The following is a 20,849-nucleotide window of genomic DNA, read 5'->3' as shown; positions in this document are numbered from 1 at the left end:
CCATGAATGGGTGCGAGGCATGGAGACAGGAATTGAGAACATTGAAGAGCGTTGCCGCAATGCTGACGATGGCCGCCGCCATCGCGCCGCCCGCGGCATGGGGGGCTCACGACATACGGGTCGGCTATACGCTCGACGCGCTCACGATGGATCCGGGCAACTATCGCAAGCGGGAAACGGAGGTCATTCTCGACAACATGTATGACGGGCTGCTGACGAGCGACGGCCACGCCCACGTCATCCCGCAACTCGCTGCGTCATGGAAGCAGATCGACGCGACGACATATGAATTCAAGCTGCGCCATAACGTCAGATTTCACAGCGGCGCGCCGATGACGGCGGAGGACGTGAAGTTCACCTTCGATCGCCTGACCCGGGTCGGCGCGCTGGACGGCCAGACTAGCCCGCGTGCAGGCCTGCTTGGCCCGCTCAAGGAAGTTCAGGTAGTCGATAAGGATACCGTACGGTTCATACTCGCAAGGCCGTGGCCGAGCCTGCCCGCCATGCTGCCGTTCCAGTCGGTTGTCAGCGAGAAGTTCGCCGACGCCGTCCACACGTCCGGCATGGCTACGAAGGAAGACGGCACGGGACCGTTCAGGCTCGTCGCCTGGAACCGGGACGACTCGATCATCATGGAGCGATTCGACGGCTACTATGGCGGCGCCACGCCGCCATTCGGCCCGGCGAAATCCACACGCGCGATTTTCCAGATCATTCCCGAAAGCGCTTCGCGCGTGGCGGCGCTGCTGGCTGGCAGCGTCGACCTCATCAACGACCTGCCCGCTCACAGCATCAAGGAAGTGCAAGCCAACAAAGACACGAAGGTGGTGACCGTCAACGGCACCCGGACCTTCTTCGTCGCCCTGAACAATACGAAGCCGCCATTCAACGACCCACGGGTGCGCAAGGCGGCTAACTACGCCATCGACAGAAAGCTCGTCATCGACAGGATTCTGGAGGGAAAGGCGGTCGCGCTGAACGGCCCGCTCAGTCCCGACGCTTTCGGCTTCAATGCGGCGTTGCCCGCATACGACTACGACCGCGAAAAGGCGAAGCAGCTTCTTGCGGAGGCGGGCTACCCCAATGGCGTCGACGCGACGCTCGACGTCGAGGGTGCATTCGAAGACGAAGGCGAAGTCATCGCTTCGCTGCTGACCAAAGTGGGCATACGCACGAAAGTGGCGGTCGGCGAAGGGTCGGTGCTCAAGGCGAAATGGAGTTCGAAGGACAAGGGGGGCGGCGATATGTGGTTCACGTCCTGGGGCGACGCTGGCCTCGATCCCGAAGGCATCCTCGATCCAACCTTAACGACGGGCGGCCGTGGCAATGCTGCCGGCTATTCCAATCCCAAAGTCGACGCACTCCTGCATGCCGCCTCGAAAGAAGTCGATCCGGCAAAGCGCGCCGAGCTTTACCGCAAGGTCCAGGTGCTCGTGAACGCGGATGCGCCCTGGATCTTTCTCTGGCTGCCTCAGGACATTTATGGCGTGAACGCCCGACTCAAGGGCTGGACGCCCAACGCGGACGGCCGGATCGATCTTCGCAACGCTTATGTCGACTAGACGCTCACCGGTTTCGAAGGATCAACCATGAAATTCGAAAAACTCGTTGAGAGATGCCTCCATCTCATTCCGGTTCTGCTCGGGGTGAGCGTCATCGTGTTCGTGATGATGTCCACCACGCCCGGCGACCCCGTGAAAATCATGCTCGGCGACCAGAACGCGAGCCCGGCGCAAGAAGCGGCATTGCGCCATGACATGGGGCTCGACCTGCCGCCGCTCGAGCGGTTCGGGCACTTCCTGCTCAACAGCGCGCGCGGCGATTTCGGACTGAGCTACTTTCACCGCCGGCCGGTCATCGACGTCATCACCGAACGCCTGCCCGCCACGATCGAGCTCACGCTCGCGGCGCTGCTCATCGCGCTCGCCGTCGCGATCCCATTAGGCGTGCTGGCGGCGGTCAAGCGCAACTCCTTGCTCGACAAGGCGGCGACTGTCGCCTCGCTGCTCGGCGTGTCGCTGCCGGGCTTCTGGTTCGGCATTCTTCTGCTGATCGTGTTCGCCGTGCGTCTGCACGTCCTGCCGATCTCCGGCCGCATTGGCTTCGACGTCAGCGTGCCGCCGGTCACGCGTTTCCTGTTGATCGACAGTCTTCTTGCGGGCAACTTGCCGGCGTTCTGGAACGCGCTGCGCCATCTGCTGCTGCCTGCCTTGACGCTTGGCTTGCCGATGGCCGCCATTCTCATGCGCGTCACACGCACGGCGATGCTCGACGTCATGCGTCAGGACTACATCACGTTCGCGGAAATCAAGGGGTTGAGCCGGCGGCGCATTCTGTTCAGGCATGCGCTAAAGAACGCGCTCATTCCGACGTTGACGGTTGCCGCCATGGAAACTGGCTCACTGCTCGGCGGCAACATGATCGTCGAGACCGTGTTCGGCTGGCCGGGGCTGGGGCGGCTCGTCGTCGAAAGTATTTACGTTCGCGACTATCCCGTTGTTCAGACCGCCGTGCTGCTTTACGCGCTGATCTACGTGCTGCTCAACTTCATCGCCGATCTGCTCTACACCATCGTGAATCCGAAGGTTCAACTATGAACACTGTCGATCTCATCCCGCTCGATGCGCCGGTGCACGACAAACGCGATCGTGACGCCTCGATCTTCGCGCGCAATCTGCGGCGCTTTCTGCGAAACCGCTTCGCGCTTGCGGCCGCCGCGATCGTGCTCGCCTTCGTCGCCATGGCGCTGTTCGCGCCGTGGCTCGCGCCGCACGACCCGAACGACGCCGACCTCCTGCGCCGACTCCAACCGCCCGCATGGCTCGCCGGCGGCGCATGGTCCTTCCCGCTGGGCTGCGACGGGCTGGGCCGCGACATCTTTTCCCGCATCATTTATGGCGCGCGTGTTTCCATTTTCATCGGCGCCGCGGTTATTACACTCGCGACCATCGCAGGAACGATCGCGGGTCTTGCGGCCGGCTATTTGCGTGGCTGGGTCGACACGGTCATCTCCCGCGTCGCGGACATCCTGCTCGGCTTTCCGTATCTGATCTTCGCCATCGGCCTCATGGCCACGACGGGGCCGGGGCTGCACAACATCATCCTCGCGCTCGCCTACAAGGAATGGGTCGTGCCGTGCCGCCTCGTGCGCGCGGAAACGCTCGCCGCCAGAGAAGTCGAGTATGTGGAGGCGGCCCGCGCGTTGGGTGCCTCGCGTCTTCACATCATGTTGCGCGAGATCCTGCCGAACATTCTCTCGCCGGTGATGGTGATCTCCACCATTCGCATGGCCAGCGTCATCATCATGGAGGCGAGCCTCTCGTTCCTCGGCCTCGGTGTGCAGCCGCCCACCGCGTCGTGGGGAGCGATGGTGGCCGCGGGCCGCGAGTTCATGCTCGACGCCTGGTGGGTCAGTACGTTTCCCGGTCTCGCCATCCTGCTCATCGTCATCGCCATCAACGTGGCAAGCCAGGGCTTGCGCGACGCGTTCGATCCGAGGTTTCACGAATGAATGCTCCCGGTGCACTCACCATGATGAATGAAATGCCGGCTGAAGCGGGTACGAACCCGAACGCGCCAGCCCGCGAGAAAGCGTTGCTCTCCATCCGCGGGCTGCGCACCTGTTTCGACACGTCGGACGGGCTCGTGCGCGCCGTGGATGGCGTCGACCTCGACGTCTTTCCCGGCGAATGTCTCGGCGTGGTGGGCGAATCGGGATCGGGCAAGAGCGTCACGTTTGCCAGCGTGATGGGGCTGGTGCGCGCGCCGGGGCGCATCGAGTCGGGGTCGATCGAATTTGCCGGGCGCGAACTCGTGGGCATGAGTCTCAAGGCGATGCGCCGCCTGCGTGGCAAGGAAATCGCCATGACGATGCAGGACGCGCTCGCCGCGCTCAATCCCGCCCTGAGCGTTGGAGAGCAGCTGACCGAGGTGCTGTACGCGCACGACGGCGCGCTTGCGGCGCACGGACGATCGCGCAAGACCGAGGCACACCGCAAGGCGGTCGAACTGATGCAGATGGTCGGCATACCGTCCGCGCACGAAAGGCTGAGAGACTACCCGCATCAATTCTCGGGGGGCATGCGACAGCGCATCATGATCGCCATCGCGCTTGCCTGCAGCCCGAGACTGCTGATCGCCGACGAGCCCACCACGGCGCTCGACGTGACAATCCAGGCGCAAGTGCTGGAACTGATTGCCAGCCTGCGCAAGCGCCTTGGCATGAGCGTGGTCCTCATCACGCACGATCTCGGTGTGGTGGTCGAACAATGCGACCGCGTGGCGGTGATGTATGCCGGGCAAATCGTGGAGACCGGAACCGCGCGCCAGGTGATCGGCGATCCGCGCCATCCTTATACGCGGGGGCTGCTCGACTCGATTCCGCGCCTGTCCAATCTGCGCGCGCGAGTTCGTGCTATCGAAGGCCAGGTTCCCGACCTCGTGAACCTGCCTGACGTATGCCGCTTCTATTCCCGCTGTCCGCAACGTACCGACGCTTGCCGCACGCTGATCGATATGCGATCGCTCAGCCAGGGTCGGCAGGTTCGGTGCATCCTCGCTGAGGAATGAAATCATGAGTACGCTACAAAACGTGGATGCGGCGCCGCTTGTCGATGTGCGTGGGCTCGTCAAGCACTATGCGCACCGCACCGGGCCGCTCGGCTGGCTTACGCGTCGATCCGGCAAGACCGTCAAAGCGGTGAATCATGCGAGTTTCAGCATCGCACGCGGCGAAACGCTTGGACTCATCGGCGAAAGCGGGTGCGGCAAGAGCACGCTCGGGCGCGCGGTGCTCCGCCTTCACGAACCCACTGCGGGAAAGGTGCTGTTCGATGGTGTCGACGTCACGTCGCTCGACGCGAAGGCCCTGAAGCGCATGCGTTCACGGATGCAGATTGTCTTTCAGGATCCCTATTCATCGCTCAATCCAAGAAGAACCGTCGAACAGATCGTCAGCCTGCCGTTGCAGCTCCAGGGCGGGGTGCAAGCGCGTGAGATAAGAGACCGTGTGGCCTTCATGATGGAAAGCGTGGGACTGAAGGCCGACTACCTGCGGCGCTACCCGCATCAATTCTCAGGCGGCCAGCGTCAGCGCATCGGCATTGCGCGCGCGTTGATTGCCAACCCGGCATTTCTCGTCTGCGATGAGCCGGTTTCCGCTCTCGACGTTTCGATTCAGGCGCAAGTCATTCAATTGCTGGAGAACCTGAAGCGCGAGCGCGGCCTCACTTACCTGTTCATCTCGCACGACATAGGCGTGATTGGTTATGTGAGCAATCGCATCGCCGTGATGTACCTCGGCGAGATCGTGGAGACGGGCCTCTCGCAAGGCGTTCTCGAACACCCCGCGCACCCCTATACGCAGGCGCTGCTTTCCGCGGCGCCACGCGTCGATGAATTGGTGGAGCGTCGTCATCGCATCGAGTTGCACGGCGAGCTTCCGTCGCCACTCAATCCGCCCGGGGGATGCAAATTCCATACGCGATGCCCTCACGCGCAGGACATCTGCCGTAAGGAGGCGCCAGCCACGGTGGCCGTTTCGGCCACGCACAGCGTTGCTTGCCACCTCTACAGATAGCAAGCAGCGCGCGGGTTGGTGACGAAGCTGCCGGATCAGATCCGGCAGCTGTCGGTATGCGTTGCGAATCGGTATGCATTGCGAATCGGTTTACTACCGCATCGGCTTGAGTTCCCTACCAGGTCCCGGTCAGAATCGATGACGAATACCGAGGCTGCTCGGGTCGACGCTCACGGGTTGTTCTTCTTCGAGCCCGAATGCTTTCCATCGTGCATAATCCGGTAGCGGTACCGGTGCTGAATCGACTGGCTGATCCAGCATTCAGGATCTCTGTTCGAATGACAAATACGTGACTCACAGCGACCAAGTTGTCTTCGTCGATGAGAGCAGCGACCCTGGCCTGGTGCCGATCGATAGCGACTATCCGCTCGTCGTGCTGTGTTGATTCCTTGGCGCAAACCTCAATTCCCGGCAGTTCTTACATCACTGCATCAGGAGTTTTTTCCATGTCCATGAAGCGCACCTGCGCCCTGCTGATCGCAGCGGCGATCGCCACGCTTTCGCCTGCCGCACGGGCGCAACAATACACAACTGATTGGCTCGCCAATACCTACGGAACGCTCGCGGCGCACGTAGGAAACGGCGCGCGCTCGATGTGGGTCTCGCCCGAAGGCGTTATCTATACCGCATCGTTTTGGGACGAGAATGAAGGTGGCATGGCCATTTATCAGAATGGCAAGAGCCTCGGCTCCATCGGTCTGCACAATGAATTCCAGGGCGGCGCGATTACCGGCAACAGCAGCTCAGTCTTTGCGGCCATGCAGTCGGGCTCCGCCTACGGCAGCGGCACAGTCGGACGCTACAACCGCGCGACCAATCAGCGCGATCTCACCATCAACGTGAGCACCTGGAACGCGATCAGCAAAGCGGACGCCATCGCGGGCCTAGCCACTCAGGGCTCGGTGCTCTATGCGAGCGACTTCTACGGTAACCGCGTGCGCGAGTTCACGACCGACGGCGCATGGCAGCGCGACATCTCCATCGCGAGCCCCGGCGCGCTGGCGATCGACAGTTCCGGCAACGTCTGGATCGCGCAGAAGAGCGCGGGTGCCGTCACCGGATTCAGCGCCACCGGCGCGCAGTTGCAGACGATCCAGATGCCCGCGGGCTCGCAGCCGTCCGCGCTCTACTTCGATGCGTCCACGGGACTGCTCATGGTCGGCGACGAAGGCCCCGACATGAACATCAAGCTCTACAGTCTCGCAAGCGGCACGCCGGTGCTGGCGGGCACGTTCGGCGTGCAGGGCGGCTATCTGAACACCACGACGGGCACCAAAGGCCAGGTCGGCGCCCAGCGCTTCACGCGCATCACGGGCATCGGCAAGGACTCCGCGGGCAACCTCTATGTGCTCAACAATCCGTGGGGCGGCGCCTGGGACCTGGGCCGCAACGGCGGCACCGACATTCACGCCTACGATCCCGGCGGCAATCTGCTCTGGAAGCTCCAGGCGCTCAACTTCGAAGGCGTGGCCGCGCCCGACCCGGCCACGGATGCCGCGCTGTTCTACAGCGGCACCAGCATCTACACCGGCACGGCGGGCGGAACCTTCGTGGCCAATACGGTCGATCCGTTCACCTACCCGAACGACCCGCGCCTGAACATGAACGACACGCAGCGCGACGAACACTTCGGGCAGCTCGTCACGGTGGGCGGCAACCGCATCCTCGTGGCCTCCGGTCAGAATCCCGGCATTTTCTACTTCTTCCACTTCGATCCGGCGAGCGGTTACATCGCGATTCCCGACGCCTCGCTTCCCGGTACCGCGTTCAACACCACGCTCGAGGTCACGGGCGGTTTCTGCATCGACAGCAAAGGTGACGTGTGGGCCGGGCTCAATCGCACGAACCACATCTACCACTATCCGCTCACCGGCTTCGACGGCACAGGCAAACCGCTGTGGGGCCCTGCCATCACCATCGCCATGCCGGCGAGCGTACGGCCGACAGCGCGCATCATCTATCAGCCGGAATCCGACACGATGATCCTCGCGCAAGGCCTGGCCGGAAACTGGGACTGGACGGCGATGAACGGCCACATCGAGATCTATCACGGCTGGCAGTCGGGCAACCGCACGCCGGACCAGGTCATCAACCTCGCGAGCCCCAATCCGAAGTCGATCACGGTGGCGGGCAATTACCTGTTCGTCGGCTATGTGCATACGGTGCCAAATATCGACGTCTTCAATCTCAACACGGGCGCGCTGGTCACCACGCTCACCAACGCGAACCCCGGCACCGTGGACGTGGGCAACGATGTGGATTCGATGTACGGCCTGCGCGCGTATCTGACTTCGACCGGCCAGTATGTCATCACGAAGGACAATTACAACGGCTCCAGCATAATCGTGCACCGTTGGACGCCCTGATGAATGGGCTTTGTTCGGCAGAGCGAGGCACCCCGTTGCCTCCACTCAACTCAAATAGCCGCTGTGTTCAGTATTTTGCCTGCACCCGACGATACGGATAGTCCGGCTCCTTGTATCCGTTCGCCCTTTGCCTGGGAGGAAGCTCGACCTGAGGCAACGCGGTCTCTTCATAGGGGATCAGGCTCAGAAAATGCGCGATGCAGTTCAGCCGGGCGCGCCGTTTGTCGTTGCCTTCGACCACGTACCAGGGCGACACCTTCGTGTCGGTCGCCTCGAACATGGCGTCGCGCGCGCGCGAATAGTCGTACCAGCGCCTGTGCGACTCCAGATCCATGGGGCTCAGCTTCCAGGTTTTGCGGCCATCGGTCATGCGCTCGGAGAACCGGCGGGTCTGCTCTTCCTTGCTGACTTCGAACCAGTATTTGATCAGGACGATGCCGGCATCGATGATGTCCTTTTCCCAGGCGGGGCAGAGCCGGAGAAAACGATGGTACTGGTCGTCGGTACAGAAGCCCATGACCTTCTCGACGCCCGCGCGGTTGTACCAGCTCCGGTCGAAAATCACGACCTCCCCGGCTGCGGGAAAATGCTCGAAGTAGCGTTGAAAATAGATCTGCGTGCGCTCCCGTTCCGACGGCGCCGGCAGTGCAACGACGCGGAACACGCGCGGACTGACGCGCTCTGTGATCCGCCTGATTACGCCGCCCTTGCCCGCTGCGTCCCGCCCTTCGAAGATCACGATGATCCTTGCTCCAGCGTGCTTCGCCCAGAACTGCAGCTTGACCAGCTCGACATGGAGCTCGGCCATTTTCGCTTCATACTCCTGCCGCGGGAGTTTCGGCTTCGCCGCTGATTGCGGATCGTCGCGCCGGCCGGACTTCCGGTCTTTTCCCTTGCCCATGATCTCACCACCGATTGAATGTACTAGCGGAAATCTTCCACGGTTTTCGCTATCGCTCTCGCAAAGTGCGCAGTCTGTCTACCCTGTTCGATCAGGTCTATAGCCAGCCGGAAACTCAGTACGTCGGATTTGTCGGCCAGTTGCAGTTTGGCAAGCGCGGCCTGGCGCACCGCCGCTGCCAGGTTTTCGATCTCCGCCTTCTCCGCGATGACCGCCTGGGCCGCTTCGCCAGCCTTGGAGTCGCCAATCGTTCCGATGGCCTGCTCGAGATTCCGGATCACGGTACTCGCGAATCGATCCGTCGCCTCATCGCGCAATCGCGTGAGGTCCACCTGGTGCGTCAATCTTTGCTGGCTGACGGACACCAGATTGGTCCCGACGATGCCGCTGATGCTTTCCAGATTGGTGGCAACCTGAGAGAACCCCACCATCTGCTGGCCTTCCTTCTCGGAGTGCTCTACCTGGGACAACAAACCAATATAGTGAAGAATCTCCGACGCGAGCCGGTCAGTTTCCTTGTCCTGATCCAGCAGAAGGTTGATCTCCTCGATCGTCCCGCTGGCAACCAGCCGCGAGCCGCTGCGAACGATTTCCAGAACCAGTTGACCCAGCCGCGTCAGCTCGAGGCGCACCCGCTGGAGCCCGAGCGAAGGCGCTGTCAGAGAGGACTCGTCCAGATAGACCGGGTCGCCTGCCCGTTTGATTTTCTGCTCGCGTTTTGGAACGACGAGTTGAGCAAGCCTCGCAATTGGTCCGGTGAACCAGATCAGGATCAACGTGGTAACCACGCTGAATATCGTGTGGGCGTTGGCGACCTGGCGAGGCGTTTCGGCCGCCAGTCTGGCCACGCCTTGCAGCTCAGGGTAAGACGGCGAGATATGCCGCACGAGATCCGCCATCTGCGGAATGAAGAACACCCAGAAGAGGACGCCCAGCACGTTGAAGATCAAGTGCACCACGCCGACCTGGAGCGCCTCGGCCGATTTTCCGATCCCGGCGAGTAACGCGGTTCCGCACGTGCCGACGTTGGCACCCAGAATCAGCGCGATGCCGGCCTCGAGCGGCATCAGTCCCTGCGCCCCCAGGGCGATCACGATAGCCAGTGTTGCCGCCGAGCTTTGAACCACCGCGGTAAACACGGCGCCCACCACGATACCGAGTAGCGGGTTCTCCATATTCTGCATCGTGTCGATGAATGGCTGGAACGTCCGCAGGGGACGCGTCGCGTCGCCCATGAACTGGATTCCCAGAAATAGCAGACCCAGACCGAGAATCACTCCGCCAACCTGTCGCAGCAGGTCGCGCCGTCCAAACGCATGCAGCAGAAAGCCAATCGCCAGCATGAACGGCGTGAGCTTCGATACGTCGAAGGCAATGATCTGGGCGGTGAGCGTCGAGCCGATATTCGCGCCCATGATCATCGGCACCGATTGTGCCAACGTCATCAACCCGGCGGAAACGAACCCGACCATCAGGACCGTGGTAATGGTCGACGAATTCAGGAGCGCGGTAACGACGGCGCCAGCCAGCACCCCGCGGAACCGGTTCGAGGTCAGCATGCCCAGCAGCCCCTGCAGTCTCGATCCGGCGATGGCCTTCAGGCCGCCGGTCATGAATTCCAGACCAAGAAGAAAAAGAGCGAGGCCACCGATCAGGAGCCCGAACATCTGAACCAGATTCAGGTTGGCGAGTTCGATTTCTGCGGGAGAAGGAGCCATCTTGCTATGCCCTTTGTCATGTCGGACGTTTCCCGAAAGGAAGCATCGCCGGACGGTGCCCGTCCTTCCGGCGCTCCAGCCCGGACGTCAGATGGTCAGATGCCGCGCGCGGCGTCAATCACGTTTTCGCCAGGGCCGGTCTCGAGGCGCGCCATCTGCGAATCACCCATTTCTCGGCCTCGACAACGAGGAAGAACACCAGACCGCCGAGGAACAGCCATAACCAGATTCCAGCGGGAATCGCCATCGTGCCGAACAGATCCTGAAGCGGTAACGCATAGGTGAACAGGAGCTGAAGGACGATGACCGCACCGATTCCCATCGGCAGATAACGATTGCCGAGATGTGCCGTGATCGACAGCGACGAATCGACCAGGTAGCGGGTATTGAGCAGATAGAAAATCTGGCCGATTGTCAGCGTGTTGACCGCGACCGTGCGCGCGAGTTCGTCGGGCGCATCGTACGACTTCATCCAGAAGAACGCGCACAGCGTCAGTGCCAGCAGACTCAAGCCGACGAAGATCACCCGCCAGATCCCAAACCCGGTCAGAATGGGACGGCCCGCGACAGCCGGCGGGCGATGCATGACGTCCAGTTCGTGAGGCTCGAAGGAAATGACAAGACCCAGTGCGACTGACGTCACCATGTTGACCCATAGCACCTGAGGCGCCGTGATCGGCATGGTGAAGCCAGCCAGAATCGCCACCATGATGACGGCCGCCTGCGCGACGTTGGTCGGCAGCATGAAGAGAATCGCTTTCTCGATGTTGTTGTAGACCGTTCGCCCTTCGCGGACAGCGGCGGTGATCGACGCGAAGTTGTCGTCGGCGAGCACCATCTCGGCGGCTTCCTTGGTGACTTCCGTGCCCTTGATGCCCATCGCCACACCGATGTCGGCTTTCTTGAGGGCCGGCGCATCGTTCACGCCATCGCCCGTCATCGCCACCACCTGGTTGTTCGCCTGGATAGCCTTGACGAGCCGGAGCTTGTGTTCGGGGCTGGCGCGCGCGAACACGTCAACCTTCTGGACCGCCTCCTGCAGCGCAGCGTTGTTCATTTCCTCGATCTCGCCCCCGGTCAGCGCCGTCTTGCCGTCGCCGATGCCGAGCATCTTCGCGATCGCGGCAGCCGTGATCTTGTGGTCACCCGTAATCATCGTGACGCGGATGCCGCCAGCGTGGCATTCCTTCACCGCCTCGATCGCTTCCTTGCGCGGCGGATCGAGCAGGCCGACCAGCCCCAGTAATACCAGCGTCTTCGGCAGATCCGCAGGCGACAGGTTTCTATCGGCCAGCCCCGGATGATCGAGCCACGCGAGCCCCAGCACGCGCTCGCCTTGCGCCGCGAGCTCGTCCGAGGCCTTCAGAAAATAGGCAAGATCGATCGGCTGCGGCCCGTCCTTCGTCTGCTGCCGGTCGCAATGTTCGAGGATGACTTCGGGCGCGCCCTTGACGAGGAGAAACTGACCGCCGTCCGCCGCTTCGTTCAGCGTAGCCATGAAGCGGTGCTCGGACTCGAAGGGAATCGCGTCGACGCGTCGATAAGCCGTCTGCTGTGCCTGCCGTTCGAGGCCAATCTTGGTCGCGAACGGGTATAGCGCTCCCTCGGTCGGATCGCCTTCCACCTTCCAGACGCCCTCCTCCTTGCGCAGTTCCGCGTCGTTGCAGAGTATCGAAACGCGCCCCATCAGATCGAGGACCGGGTCTTGATTCGCTGGTGCGCCGTCCCGCAGAACGCGCCCATCGGGGGCATAGCCATCGCCTTCAACCTGATAGGTGGTCTCGGCGGTGACCGCCGACACGACCATCATTTCCATCAGCGTCAGCGTGCCGGTCTTGTCCGAGCAGATCCGCGATACGGAACCCAGCGTTTCCACCGCCGGCAGCCGCCGGATGATGGCGTTGCGTTGCGCCATGCGCTGCACGCCGATGGCAAGCGTAATCGTGATGATCGCAGGCAAGCCTTCCGGAATGAGCGATACCGCGATGCCGACGACCGCCTGAAAGATCTCGACGAACGGCAATCCTTCGACCCAACGTCCATAGGCGAACACCAGCGCACCGATCACGAAAATGACCGCTGTAATGGCGTAGCCGAATTTCTTGATCTGGAGCAGGAGCGGTGTTTCGAGCGCATTCACTGCCGCCAGCATCTGATTGATACGCCCGAGTTCGGTTTCGCTTCCCGTCGCGACGACCACCCCCGTACCGCGCCCGGACACGACCAGCGTGCCCGAGTAGGCCATGCTGTGGCGATCTCCCACCGTCGAACTGGCGGCAACGGGGGCGACGGATTTATCGCTCGGAACCGACTCCCCCGTGAGCGCGGCCTCTTCCATGCGCAGATTCTTGACGTCGACGAGCCGAAGGTCGGCAGGAACCTTGTCGCCTGACTCGAGGAGCACGATATCGCCGGGCACCAGTTCTTCCGACGCGATCATGCGGGTTTCTCCGGCGCGCAGTGTTCGCGCCTCCGCGGAAAGCATGTTGCGGATCGAGTCCAGCGCCTTTTCAGCCTTGCCCTCCTGGATGAAACCGAGCAACGCGTTAATGACGACGACTCCGAGAATGATCGAGGCGTCGATCCACAGCCCCAGCATCAGCTTGACGAAGCCGGCGCCAAGCAGAACGTAAACCAGAATATTGTTGAACTGGCCGAGAAACTTCCTCAGCAGGCTTTGTTTGCCCGATTCGGGTAATCGGTTTGGACCGTATTTTTTAAGGCGTTCCTCCACTTCCGATGCGTCGAGACCCAACGCAGTCTCCACGCCTAGCCGTTTCGCCGTCTCGTCTCCTGTCACGGCATACCAGGCCACTGCCCCGTCTTTATTCGTTGCCTTTGCCGCCTCGTTCATCGCTCACTCCACAATTTTTGTTGCGGGTGCAAATTTTCCGGAATTTTCCGAAACTGCGGATGCGATTCTTAAAGATTGACTATAGGAGGATTTTGGTTCTTTTGGAAATGTAGCGGGTAACGTGGTTCAAGAGGCATGCGGGCTGATTCGGCCGGGGTCGAGACTGCATCTTGCGCCGGTGCCCGGAGCTCACATTGTCGAAGTGGCCAACCGTGAGATTTAGGATGACCAGGCATCTCAAGAATCGATGAAAAACACAAGATCGACCCAGAACCTCGCGTCGTAGATTTTCAGCCGACGCTGCTGGTCGACGAAAACGGCGCGCGAAATGTCTGGAACGCGGCTTTCTCCCACTCTCGCAATAGAAAACACATACCTGTATGGCACTTTTTCGCGATTTTTCAAAATGGAAAATGCTACCGATAAATTTTTATATGGATGCCTGATTAATTTCCAGAAATGACGGATCGAATGCAATTCGAATCGTCATGAGTCCAATCGCGATAGTTCCCCAAGGTAGACGCACCTAATTGGATGCTCTATACTCATCTCGTTTCAATAACAACGAAGACGTTCTCGTGCGCATTGAGATGCAAGGGTTGGCCCTTACAGGGCCGCCGTATCGCAATCGCCATCCAAACGGGCCTCCGGCCCGCGCGTAGCGGCTCAGCCCTTGCGCATCCATGCCGTCGTCAGACGGTTCCTTGCTCCAGCGCGCATCGATTTGCTCGGTGCCGTTGGGCTGAATATGAAAACCAGAAGAACGCCCACACGCGACCACTGCCACGCACTCCTCGTGCGCGACAGCAATGTGTTTTCCGTTAGTTCAAATCGCGGCCATGCCGGGATCACGAACTCCCTTCGCGGCGCCTTGAGTACACCACAGGCGTCCCCGCTGCGCGGCCTTGCGCCCGTAGCATCGAAACAAGGAGGCGTACCTTCATGACTCGACGCTCTGCCCTTCTCGTGGGTAGCCTGATCGCCCTTGTGGCTCTCGCGTGGGGGCTCTCACGTGCCATCGGCGCCGATACGTGGAACAGCCACGCAGGCGATCTTGCGTACTACACCGGGCGACACCTGCAACTCGTCGGCTATTCGATGGTGCTCGCCATCGTGGTCGGCGTGCCCGCGGGCGTGCTGCTCAGCCGGCCGCGCTATACGCGCCAGGCCGAACGCTTCATGCAGATCTTCAACGTGGGCAACACGATTCCGTCGCTCGCGGTGCTCGCCATCGCGCTCGGCGTGTTCGGCATCGGCGACACTCCCGCCATCATCGCGCTGTTTCTCGCATCGCTGCTGCCCATCACGCGCAATACCTACGAAGGCGTGAAAAGCGTGCCCGCCTCGCTGCTCGAAGCGGCGCGCGGCATCGGCATGACGAACTGGCAGTCGCTCACGCGCGTGGAGTTGCCCAACGCGGTACCCATCATCGTGGGCGGCGTGCGCACCGCACTTGCGATCAACGTGGGCACTGCGCCGCTCGCCTATCTGATCGGCGCGGACAGTCTCGGCTCGCTGATCTTCCCCGGCATCTATCTGAACGATCAGCCCCTGCTTCTGCTGGGCGCGGCGTTCACCGCCGTCCTCGCGCTGGTGCTGGACGGCGTGGTCGCCACCGGCAGCCGCCAGTGGCTCTCGCGTCACGGGGGACTCGCATGATGCTCACTTCGCCATTCAAACGGCTGCGCGGCGTGGCGCGGCGTTTCGTTCAGGCCTGCATCGTCGGCACGGCGCTCGTCGCCGCCAGCACGCCCGCGTTTGCACAGCAAAAGCTCGTGCTGGGCGCGAAGAACTTCACCGAGCAATACGTGCTCGCCGAAGTCACGGCGCAGTACCTGCGCGCGCTTGGCTATGACGTGGAAGTGCGTTCGGGCCTCGGCAGCACACTCATGCGCAGCGCTCTCGAAAACGGCCAGTTCGACCTCGTGTGGGATTACACGGGCACCGCGGCGCTCGTCTACGACAAGCTCACGGAGAAGCTGTCGCCCGAAGCGATGTACGAGCGCGTCAAAGAACTCGACGCCCCGCGCGGCCTCGTCTGGCTCAACGCCTCGCCGCTCAACGACACCTACGCGTTAGGTCTGCCAAGTAAATTCGCGCAGGAGACGGGTATCACCACGATCTCGCAACTGGCGGAGAAGATGAAGACCGATCCCAACGCGAAGCACTACGTGTTCGGCATGGACGCCGAATTCGCGAATCGCCCGGACGGCCTCAAGCCACTGCTCGCCACTTACGGCATGAACTTCCGCCGTTCGCAGATGAAACAGATGGACCCCGGCCTCGTCTACACGGCGCTGCACAACAACCAGCTCACCATCGGCCTCGTCTACACCACCGACGGCCGCGTGAAGGGCTTCGGCGTCGTGCCGCTCGAAGACGACAAGCACTTCTTCCCGCCGTACAACGCCACGCCGGTCGTGCGCAAGGAAGCGCTCGAGCACAACCCCAAGCTCGCCGCGCAGCTCAACGCGCTTTCCGCCGCCCTCAACAACGATGTGATGCAGGACATGAACAAGGCCGTCGACCTGGACGGCAAGTCCGCCCAGGAAGTCGCGGCCGAGTTCCTGCGCACGCATCACCTGCCTTGACGGAGGCCGCATGAACGTATTCGACTATCTCGCTTCGAGCTGGCCCGACCTGCTGCAGCTCACGCTGCAGCACATTTACCTCGTGGGCATTGCGGTGGGCTGCGCGATCGTGGCGGGCGTGCCGCTCGGTGTGCTCATCAGCCGCCGCGACTGGCTCGCGGCTCCGCTGCTCGGCCTTGCGACCGTGATCCTCACGCTGCCTTCCATTGCGCTGTTCGGCCTGATGATTCCGGTGTTCTCGCGCTTCGGCCAGGGCATTGGCGCGGTGCCCGCCATTACGGCCGTGTTCCTCTACTCGCTGCTGCCCATCATGCGCAACACCTACCTCGCGCTGCGCAACGTCGACCCCGGCATCAGGGAAGCAGGCACCGGCCTCGGCATGACCTCGTGGCAGCGCCTGCGCCTCGTCGACCTGCCGCTTGCCGTGCCCGTGATTCTCGCAGGCGTGCGCACCGCGGTCGTGATGAACATCGGCGTGATGACGATTGCCGCCGTGATCGGCGCGGGCGGCCTCGGCACGCTGATCATTCGCGCCATCGGCCAGAGCAGCATGATGAAACTGCTCGTCGGCGCCGTGCTCGTGAGCGTGCTCGCGATCGTCGCCGACCTCTTGTTGCAGATGCTGCAGCGCGCATTGACACCGAAAGGAGTGCAGAAGACATGATCGAACTCGACAAACTGACGAAGACCTTCACGCAGAAGGACGGCCAGACCGTACGGGCCGTCGATTCGGTGAGCCTTTCGGTAGCCGAAGGCGAGATCTGCGTGTTCCTCGGCCCCTCGGGCTGCGGCAAGACCACCACGCTCAAGATGATCAATCGTCTGATCGAGCCGACTTCGGGCCGCGTGCTCATCAACGGCGAGGACACGACGGGCCTGAACGAAGTGGATCTGCGCCGCCATATCGGCTATGTGATCCAGCAGGTCGGCCTCTTCCCGAACATGACGATCGAAGAGAACATCACGGTCGTGCCGCGCCTGCTCGGCTGGGACAAGAAGCGCTGCGCCGAGCGCGCCGTCGAGCTGATGTCGATGGTCGCGCTCGACCCGAAGCTCTATCTCAAGCGCTACCCGCGTGAGCTTTCGGGCGGGCAGCAGCAGCGTATCGGCGTGATTCGCGCGCTGGCCGCCGATCCGCCCGTGCTGCTGATGGACGAGCCGTTCGGCGCGGTTGACCCGATCAATCGCGAGAGCATCCAGAACGAGTTCTTCCAGATGCAGCGGCAGCTGAAGAAGACCGTCATCATGGTGAGCCACGACATCGATGAGGCGATCAAGCTCGGCGACCGCATCGCCGTGTTCCGGCGCGGCAAGCTCGTGCAATACGATCACCCCGACACGTTGCTCGCGCGCCCGCATGACGACTTCGTCGCGCAGTTCGTGGGCCAGGACAGCACGCTCAAGCGGCTCCTGCTCGTGAAGGCCGGCGACGCGGCCACGCAGCCGGAAACGGCGCGCGTGGATACGCCGCTGTCGCAGGCGTTCACCGTGATGGACGAAGGCGACTCACGTTACCTCACTGTGCTCGACGACGCACAGCATCCGCTCGGCTTCGTGGCGCGGCGCGCGGCGCGCGGTGCGGAAGGTGTGTGCGGCGAGCGCATCACGCCGTTCCCGGCAACGGCTTCCGTCGACGACAACCTGCGCATCGTGCTCTCGAAGATGTACCAGTTCCGCGCCTCGTGGATGCCGGTGCTCGACACCGAGGGTGCGTACGTAGGCGAGATCACGCAGGATTCGATCGCCGACTACCTGAGCTCGGGCCGTTCGCGGCAACAAACCGGCCAGCCGCCGAGCGCGGCGGTGCGGCCGGCAACGGCTCACGCCTGAGTTGGGCTGAGGCGGCTAACGCGCGCCAGAGCGTGGCGCGCAAACCAGCGGTATCGAGGCTCTGATCGTCGCGCGCGACGATCGGCACAGCGGCGGGCTATCCGCCCGCCGCCTGCCGCGCCCTTCCTCCTTTCCCGCGTGAAGACCGGATCAGCTTCAGAAACGCCTGTAGGATCGGAGAACTATCGTCACGCCGATACAGGCAACTCAATTCGATCTCGCGCAACTGCGCCGACCTGAGCGGCCGATATACGACGCCGGGCAAGCGCAGGTTGACCGCCGACTCCGTCGTCACACACACGCCGAAGCGGCTCGCCACCAGCGCGATGCACGTGACCACGTCCTCGACCTCCTGCTCGACGCGCAGACGCACGCCTTCCGCGCGAAACGCCGCCGCGACCTCCTGCGCGAGCCCGTGCACTGGCGCGTTCGGGTACAGGATCATGCGCTCGTTATCCAGATCGCGCAGCGTGATGGTCTTCTTCCCGCACAGCGGATGCCCGTCGTAAAGCGCGATCAAAAACGATTCGCGCTGCACCCAGTCGACCGCGATATCAGCTTCGTTCGGCACCAGCCGATTGAAACCGATCGTGATGCGCCGCTCGCGCAGCGCCGCGATCTGCTCGGCCTTCGACATATTGTGCAAGCCGATCTTCACCGCCGGCCGCCCGGTATGGAAGTCGGCGAGCAGACGCGGAATCACGTTCAGAATGCCCGAGCTGAAAATCCCGACGTCGAGCCGCCCCATATAGCCTTGCCCCGCCAACTGCGTCTGCTCTTCGGCGCGGCGCGACAGCGCCAGAATGTTCGGCACTTCCTCGAGTAGTGCGCGCCCCGCTTCGGTCAATTCCGCGCCCTTGCTGGTGCGGATAAAAAGCTGCGTGCCGAGCTCCTCTTCCAACGCGCGGATGTGACGCGTGAGCGGCGGCTGCGCGATATGCAGCCGCTCGGCCGCGCGCCCGAAATTCAATTCCTCGGCGAGCGCGAGGAAATAACGCATCTGCTTGAGTTCCATCGGTCGATTCCCGTTCGCACGCGTGTCAGTCGCGCCATACCGAAATGGTATCAGATTTTCAAAAAACAGTATTGGACGGTATGTCATCTCAACGGCGATCATCACTGGCGATCCATACGGCGCCGCGTTGCCGCATCGCCTGCACGGCGCGCCGTCACCCTGCTCACGCAAACAGGACTCATCATGCCGATCATCCATATTTCCCTCGTCGAGGGACGCGACGAAGCCGCGATCAAGGCGTGCGTCAAAGCGGTCGCGCGCACGGTGCACGAAACGCTCGGCGCGCCGCTCAATTCCATCCGCGTCTATGCGACGGTCACGCCAGCCACGCATTGGGCCGTCGGCGATCAGACCAAGGACGAAATCGCCGCTGCACAGGAGAAGGCCAAATGACGCCGCAACAGATCGAAGCCGCGGCCAGCGCGCTTGCGAAAGCCGAGCGTAGCGGCGAATACATTGCGCCGCTGCGTGAGACCTACGAACAGATGAGCATCGACGACGCCTACGCAATTCAGCGCGTCAACACCGAGCGGCGCGTCGCCGACGGACGGCGCATCGTCGGTTGCAAGATCGGTTTGACGTCGGTCGCGGTGCAGAAGCAGCTCGGCGTCGACCAGCCCGATTTCGGCATGCTGTTCGACGACATGGGCTACGGCGACGGCGAACCGATTCCCGCGTCCCTCCTGACGCAGCCGAAGATCGAGGCGGAGATTGCATTCGTGATCGGCCGCGATCTGAACATGCCGAACCCGGGCCAGCTCGATGTGCTCAACGCGATCGACTACGCGCTGCCGGCGCTCGAAATCGTCGGCAGCCGCATCGCGAACTGGAACATCCGCATTACCGACACCATCGCGGACAACGCGTCGTCGTCCGCCTACGTGCTGGGCAACAGCCCGCGCAAACTGTCGGAATTCGACCTGCGCTTGTGCGGCATGGTGATGGAGCGGCGCGGCGAACCGGTCTCGGTCGGCGCGGGCGCGGCCTGCCTCGGCCATCCGGTCAACGCGGTCGTATGGCTCGCGCGCACGATGGCCGCGTTCGGCACGCCGCTGAAGGCAGGCGATCTCGTGCTGTCCGGCGCGCTCGGCCCGATGGTCGCGGTCACGCCCGGCGACATCTTCGACGCGCGCATCAACGGACTGGGCTCGGTGCGAGCCGTGTTCGACGCCAACCCCACTTCCGCGAACGAGGCACGTCAATGAGCCAGATCAACGAATACGCGACGCTGCTCGACGACGCAGCGCGCACCGCCACCGAAGTTTCCCAGTTCGATCCCGAAGGCCGCCTGTCGCTCGATCAGGCCTACGAAATTCAGGCGGCGTCGATCAGGCGGCGCGTCGCGCGCGGCGAGCGCCGCGTCGGCGTGAAGATGGGCTTCACGAGCCGCGCGAAGATGGTGCAGATGGGCCTGTCCGACGTGATCTGGGGCCGCCTGAGCGCCGGCATGCAGATCGAGGAAGGCACGTCGGTCGATTTCTCGCGCTTCGTGCATCCGCGCGTCGAACCGGAAATCGCGTTCGTGCTCAAGCATTCGCTCGACGGCGACGTCACCGGACCGCAGGCACTCGCAGCCGTCGAGGCGATCGCGCCAGCACTCGAAATCATCGACTCGCGCTACAAGGACTTCAAGTTCACGCTGCCCGAAGTGATCGCGGACAACGCGTCGTCGAGCGGCTTCGTGATCGGCGCGTGGCGCGATCCGCGCATCGACTTCGGCAACCTCGGCCTCACGCTGAACATCGACGGGCGCGTCGTGCAGGTCGGCTCGACCGCCGCGCTGCTCGGGCATCCGCTGCGCTCGCTGGTCGCCGCCGCGCGTCTGTCCGCGCAGGCGGGCGAACCGCTGCAAGCGGGCTGGATCGTGATGGCGGGCGGCGCGACGCCGGCCGAATGGATCAAGCCGGGCCAGTACGTGTCGGTCGAGATGGAACGGCTCGGCAGCGCGGGCTTTCACGTCAGAGGTTGACGCATTGCGCGGCGCGCCACCCGTGGA

The 20,849-nt window shown here is 62.7% G+C and carries 17 protein-coding genes; 13 read left to right on the top strand and 4 right to left on the bottom strand.

Annotated features, from left to right (window positions below):
- Positions 1 to 32: 32 nt before the first annotated feature.
- The 6 genes from B9Z01_RS19450 (at position 33) to B9Z01_RS19425 (ending at position 7,944) form a co-directional block, all read left to right on the top strand.
- On the top strand, positions 33 to 1,562 hold the full coding sequence (locus B9Z01_RS19450; protein WP_208626098.1) for an ABC transporter substrate-binding protein: 1,530 nt from the start codon (positions 33 to 35) through the stop codon (positions 1,560 to 1,562).
- A 27-nt stretch (positions 1,563 to 1,589) separates the two neighbouring features.
- Entirely contained in the window at positions 1,590 to 2,597 is a 1,008-nt protein-coding gene (locus B9Z01_RS19445; RefSeq protein WP_085485963.1) for an ABC transporter permease, read from the top strand.
- On the top strand, positions 2,594 to 3,511 hold the full coding sequence (locus B9Z01_RS19440) for an ABC transporter permease (protein ID WP_085485961.1): 918 nt from the start codon (positions 2,594 to 2,596) through the stop codon (positions 3,509 to 3,511). The genes B9Z01_RS19445 and B9Z01_RS19440 overlap by 4 nt, the downstream gene beginning before the upstream one ends.
- Positions 3,512 to 3,531: 20 nt before the next feature.
- Positions 3,532 to 4,569, top strand: a complete 1,038-nt coding sequence (locus B9Z01_RS19435) for an ABC transporter ATP-binding protein (RefSeq protein WP_244196081.1) — start codon at positions 3,532 to 3,534, stop codon at positions 4,567 to 4,569.
- 22 nt (positions 4,570 to 4,591) lie between these two features.
- Positions 4,592 to 5,578 (top strand): ABC transporter ATP-binding protein, encoded by a 987-nt coding sequence (locus tag B9Z01_RS19430; protein WP_244196080.1) that lies wholly within the window; start codon positions 4,592 to 4,594, stop codon positions 5,576 to 5,578.
- Between the two features lie 446 nt (positions 5,579 to 6,024).
- The gene (locus B9Z01_RS19425) at positions 6,025 to 7,944 is read left to right on the top strand and encodes an SMP-30/gluconolactonase/LRE family protein (RefSeq protein ID WP_085485957.1); all 1,920 of its coding nucleotides are present in this window, start codon (positions 6,025 to 6,027) and stop codon (positions 7,942 to 7,944) included.
- 67 nt (positions 7,945 to 8,011) lie between these two features.
- Here the strand turns inward: B9Z01_RS19425 and ppk2 are convergent, their stop codons facing one another.
- The 3 genes from ppk2 to B9Z01_RS19410 form a co-directional block, all read right to left on the bottom strand.
- The gene (ppk2, locus tag B9Z01_RS19420) at positions 8,012 to 8,845 is read right to left on the bottom strand and encodes a polyphosphate kinase 2 (RefSeq protein ID WP_085485955.1); all 834 of its coding nucleotides are present in this window, start codon (positions 8,843 to 8,845) and stop codon (positions 8,012 to 8,014) included.
- Between the two features lie 23 nt (positions 8,846 to 8,868).
- Entirely contained in the window at positions 8,869 to 10,563 is a 1,695-nt protein-coding gene (locus tag B9Z01_RS19415; RefSeq protein WP_085485953.1) for a Na/Pi cotransporter family protein, read from the bottom strand.
- Positions 10,564 to 10,681: 118 nt separating this feature from the next.
- Positions 10,682 to 13,417, bottom strand: a complete 2,736-nt coding sequence (locus B9Z01_RS19410; RefSeq protein ID WP_085485951.1) for a cation-translocating P-type ATPase — start codon at positions 13,415 to 13,417, stop codon at positions 10,682 to 10,684.
- Positions 13,418 to 14,359: 942 nt separating this feature from the next.
- Here B9Z01_RS19410 and B9Z01_RS19405 point away from each other — a divergent pair.
- The 4 genes from B9Z01_RS19405 to B9Z01_RS19390 are packed head-to-tail and all read left to right on the top strand — an operon-like array spanning position 14,360 to position 17,838.
- The gene (locus tag B9Z01_RS19405; protein ID WP_085485949.1) at positions 14,360 to 15,076 is read left to right on the top strand and encodes an ABC transporter permease; all 717 of its coding nucleotides are present in this window, start codon (positions 14,360 to 14,362) and stop codon (positions 15,074 to 15,076) included.
- Positions 15,076 to 16,008 (top strand): glycine betaine ABC transporter substrate-binding protein, encoded by a 933-nt coding sequence (locus tag B9Z01_RS19400; protein WP_085486507.1) that lies wholly within the window; start codon positions 15,076 to 15,078, stop codon positions 16,006 to 16,008. The genes B9Z01_RS19405 and B9Z01_RS19400 overlap by 1 nt, the downstream gene beginning before the upstream one ends.
- A 10-nt stretch (positions 16,009 to 16,018) precedes the next feature.
- Positions 16,019 to 16,672 (top strand): ABC transporter permease, encoded by a 654-nt coding sequence (locus B9Z01_RS19395; protein ID WP_085485947.1) that lies wholly within the window; start codon positions 16,019 to 16,021, stop codon positions 16,670 to 16,672.
- Positions 16,669 to 17,838: an osmoprotectant ABC transporter ATP-binding protein OsmV gene (locus B9Z01_RS19390; RefSeq protein WP_085485945.1), complete on the top strand. Its 1,170-nt coding sequence runs from the start codon at positions 16,669 to 16,671 to the stop codon at positions 17,836 to 17,838. Before B9Z01_RS19395 ends, B9Z01_RS19390 begins: the two co-directional genes overlap by 4 nt.
- Positions 17,839 to 17,935: 97 nt before the next feature.
- Here B9Z01_RS19390 and B9Z01_RS19385 read toward each other — a convergent pair whose 3' ends face one another.
- Positions 17,936 to 18,853 carry a LysR family transcriptional regulator gene (locus B9Z01_RS19385; protein WP_085485943.1) on the bottom strand — a complete coding sequence of 306 codons (918 nt, stop codon included), beginning with the start codon at positions 18,851 to 18,853 and terminating at the stop codon, positions 17,936 to 17,938.
- Between the two features lie 183 nt (positions 18,854 to 19,036).
- Here B9Z01_RS19385 and B9Z01_RS19380 point away from each other — a divergent pair, with 183 nt between their 5' ends.
- Genes B9Z01_RS19380 through B9Z01_RS19370 form a run of 3 tightly spaced genes read left to right on the top strand, consistent with a single transcriptional unit; the run spans position 19,037 to position 20,822 of the window.
- On the top strand, positions 19,037 to 19,246 hold the full coding sequence (locus B9Z01_RS19380; RefSeq protein WP_085485941.1) for a tautomerase family protein: 210 nt from the start codon (positions 19,037 to 19,039) through the stop codon (positions 19,244 to 19,246).
- Positions 19,243 to 20,058 carry a 2-keto-4-pentenoate hydratase gene (gene mhpD, locus B9Z01_RS19375; protein ID WP_085485939.1) on the top strand — a complete coding sequence of 272 codons (816 nt, stop codon included), beginning with the start codon at positions 19,243 to 19,245 and terminating at the stop codon, positions 20,056 to 20,058. Before B9Z01_RS19380 ends, mhpD begins: the two co-directional genes overlap by 4 nt.
- Positions 20,055 to 20,822: a 2-keto-4-pentenoate hydratase gene (locus B9Z01_RS19370; RefSeq protein WP_085485937.1), complete on the top strand. Its 768-nt coding sequence runs from the start codon at positions 20,055 to 20,057 to the stop codon at positions 20,820 to 20,822. The genes mhpD and B9Z01_RS19370 overlap by 4 nt, the downstream gene beginning before the upstream one ends.
- Positions 20,823 to 20,849: the final 27 nt, after the last annotated feature.

Source organism: Paraburkholderia susongensis (assembly GCF_900177725.1).
GTDB classification, from domain to species: Bacteria; Pseudomonadota; Gammaproteobacteria; order Burkholderiales; family Burkholderiaceae; genus Paraburkholderia; species Paraburkholderia susongensis.
Note: the sequence above shows the minus strand (reverse complement) of the source record. Positions and strands in the feature narration are given on the sequence as shown.

What these genes read in the sequence shown, in the direction of transcription:
- B9Z01_RS19445 (WP_085485963.1), top strand. Translation starts at nt 1,590, where the DNA reads ATGAAATTCGAAAAACTCGTTGAGAGATGCCTCCATCTCATTCCGGTT.
- B9Z01_RS19440 (WP_085485961.1), top strand. Translation starts at nt 2,594, where the DNA reads ATGAACACTGTCGATCTCATCCCGCTCGATGCGCCGGTGCACGACAAA.
- B9Z01_RS19435 (WP_244196081.1), top strand. Translation starts at nt 3,532, where the DNA reads ATGATGAATGAAATGCCGGCTGAAGCGGGTACGAACCCGAACGCGCCA.
- B9Z01_RS19425 (WP_085485957.1), top strand. Translation starts at nt 6,025, where the DNA reads ATGTCCATGAAGCGCACCTGCGCCCTGCTGATCGCAGCGGCGATCGCC.
- ppk2 (WP_085485955.1), bottom strand. Translation starts at nt 8,845, where the DNA reads ATGGGCAAGGGAAAAGACCGGAAGTCCGGCCGGCGCGACGATCCGCAA.
- B9Z01_RS19415 (WP_085485953.1), bottom strand. Translation starts at nt 10,563, where the DNA reads ATGGCTCCTTCTCCCGCAGAAATCGAACTCGCCAACCTGAATCTGGTT.
- B9Z01_RS19410 (WP_085485951.1), bottom strand. Translation starts at nt 13,417, where the DNA reads ATGAACGAGGCGGCAAAGGCAACGAATAAAGACGGGGCAGTGGCCTGG.
- B9Z01_RS19405 (WP_085485949.1), top strand. Translation starts at nt 14,360, where the DNA reads ATGACTCGACGCTCTGCCCTTCTCGTGGGTAGCCTGATCGCCCTTGTG.
- B9Z01_RS19400 (WP_085486507.1), top strand. Translation starts at nt 15,076, where the DNA reads ATGCTCACTTCGCCATTCAAACGGCTGCGCGGCGTGGCGCGGCGTTTC.
- B9Z01_RS19395 (WP_085485947.1), top strand. Translation starts at nt 16,019, where the DNA reads ATGAACGTATTCGACTATCTCGCTTCGAGCTGGCCCGACCTGCTGCAG.
- B9Z01_RS19390 (WP_085485945.1), top strand. Translation starts at nt 16,669, where the DNA reads ATGATCGAACTCGACAAACTGACGAAGACCTTCACGCAGAAGGACGGC.
- B9Z01_RS19385 (WP_085485943.1), bottom strand. Translation starts at nt 18,853, where the DNA reads ATGGAACTCAAGCAGATGCGTTATTTCCTCGCGCTCGCCGAGGAATTG.
- B9Z01_RS19380 (WP_085485941.1), top strand. Translation starts at nt 19,037, where the DNA reads ATGCCGATCATCCATATTTCCCTCGTCGAGGGACGCGACGAAGCCGCG.
- mhpD (WP_085485939.1), top strand. Translation starts at nt 19,243, where the DNA reads ATGACGCCGCAACAGATCGAAGCCGCGGCCAGCGCGCTTGCGAAAGCC.
- B9Z01_RS19370 (WP_085485937.1), top strand. Translation starts at nt 20,055, where the DNA reads ATGAGCCAGATCAACGAATACGCGACGCTGCTCGACGACGCAGCGCGC.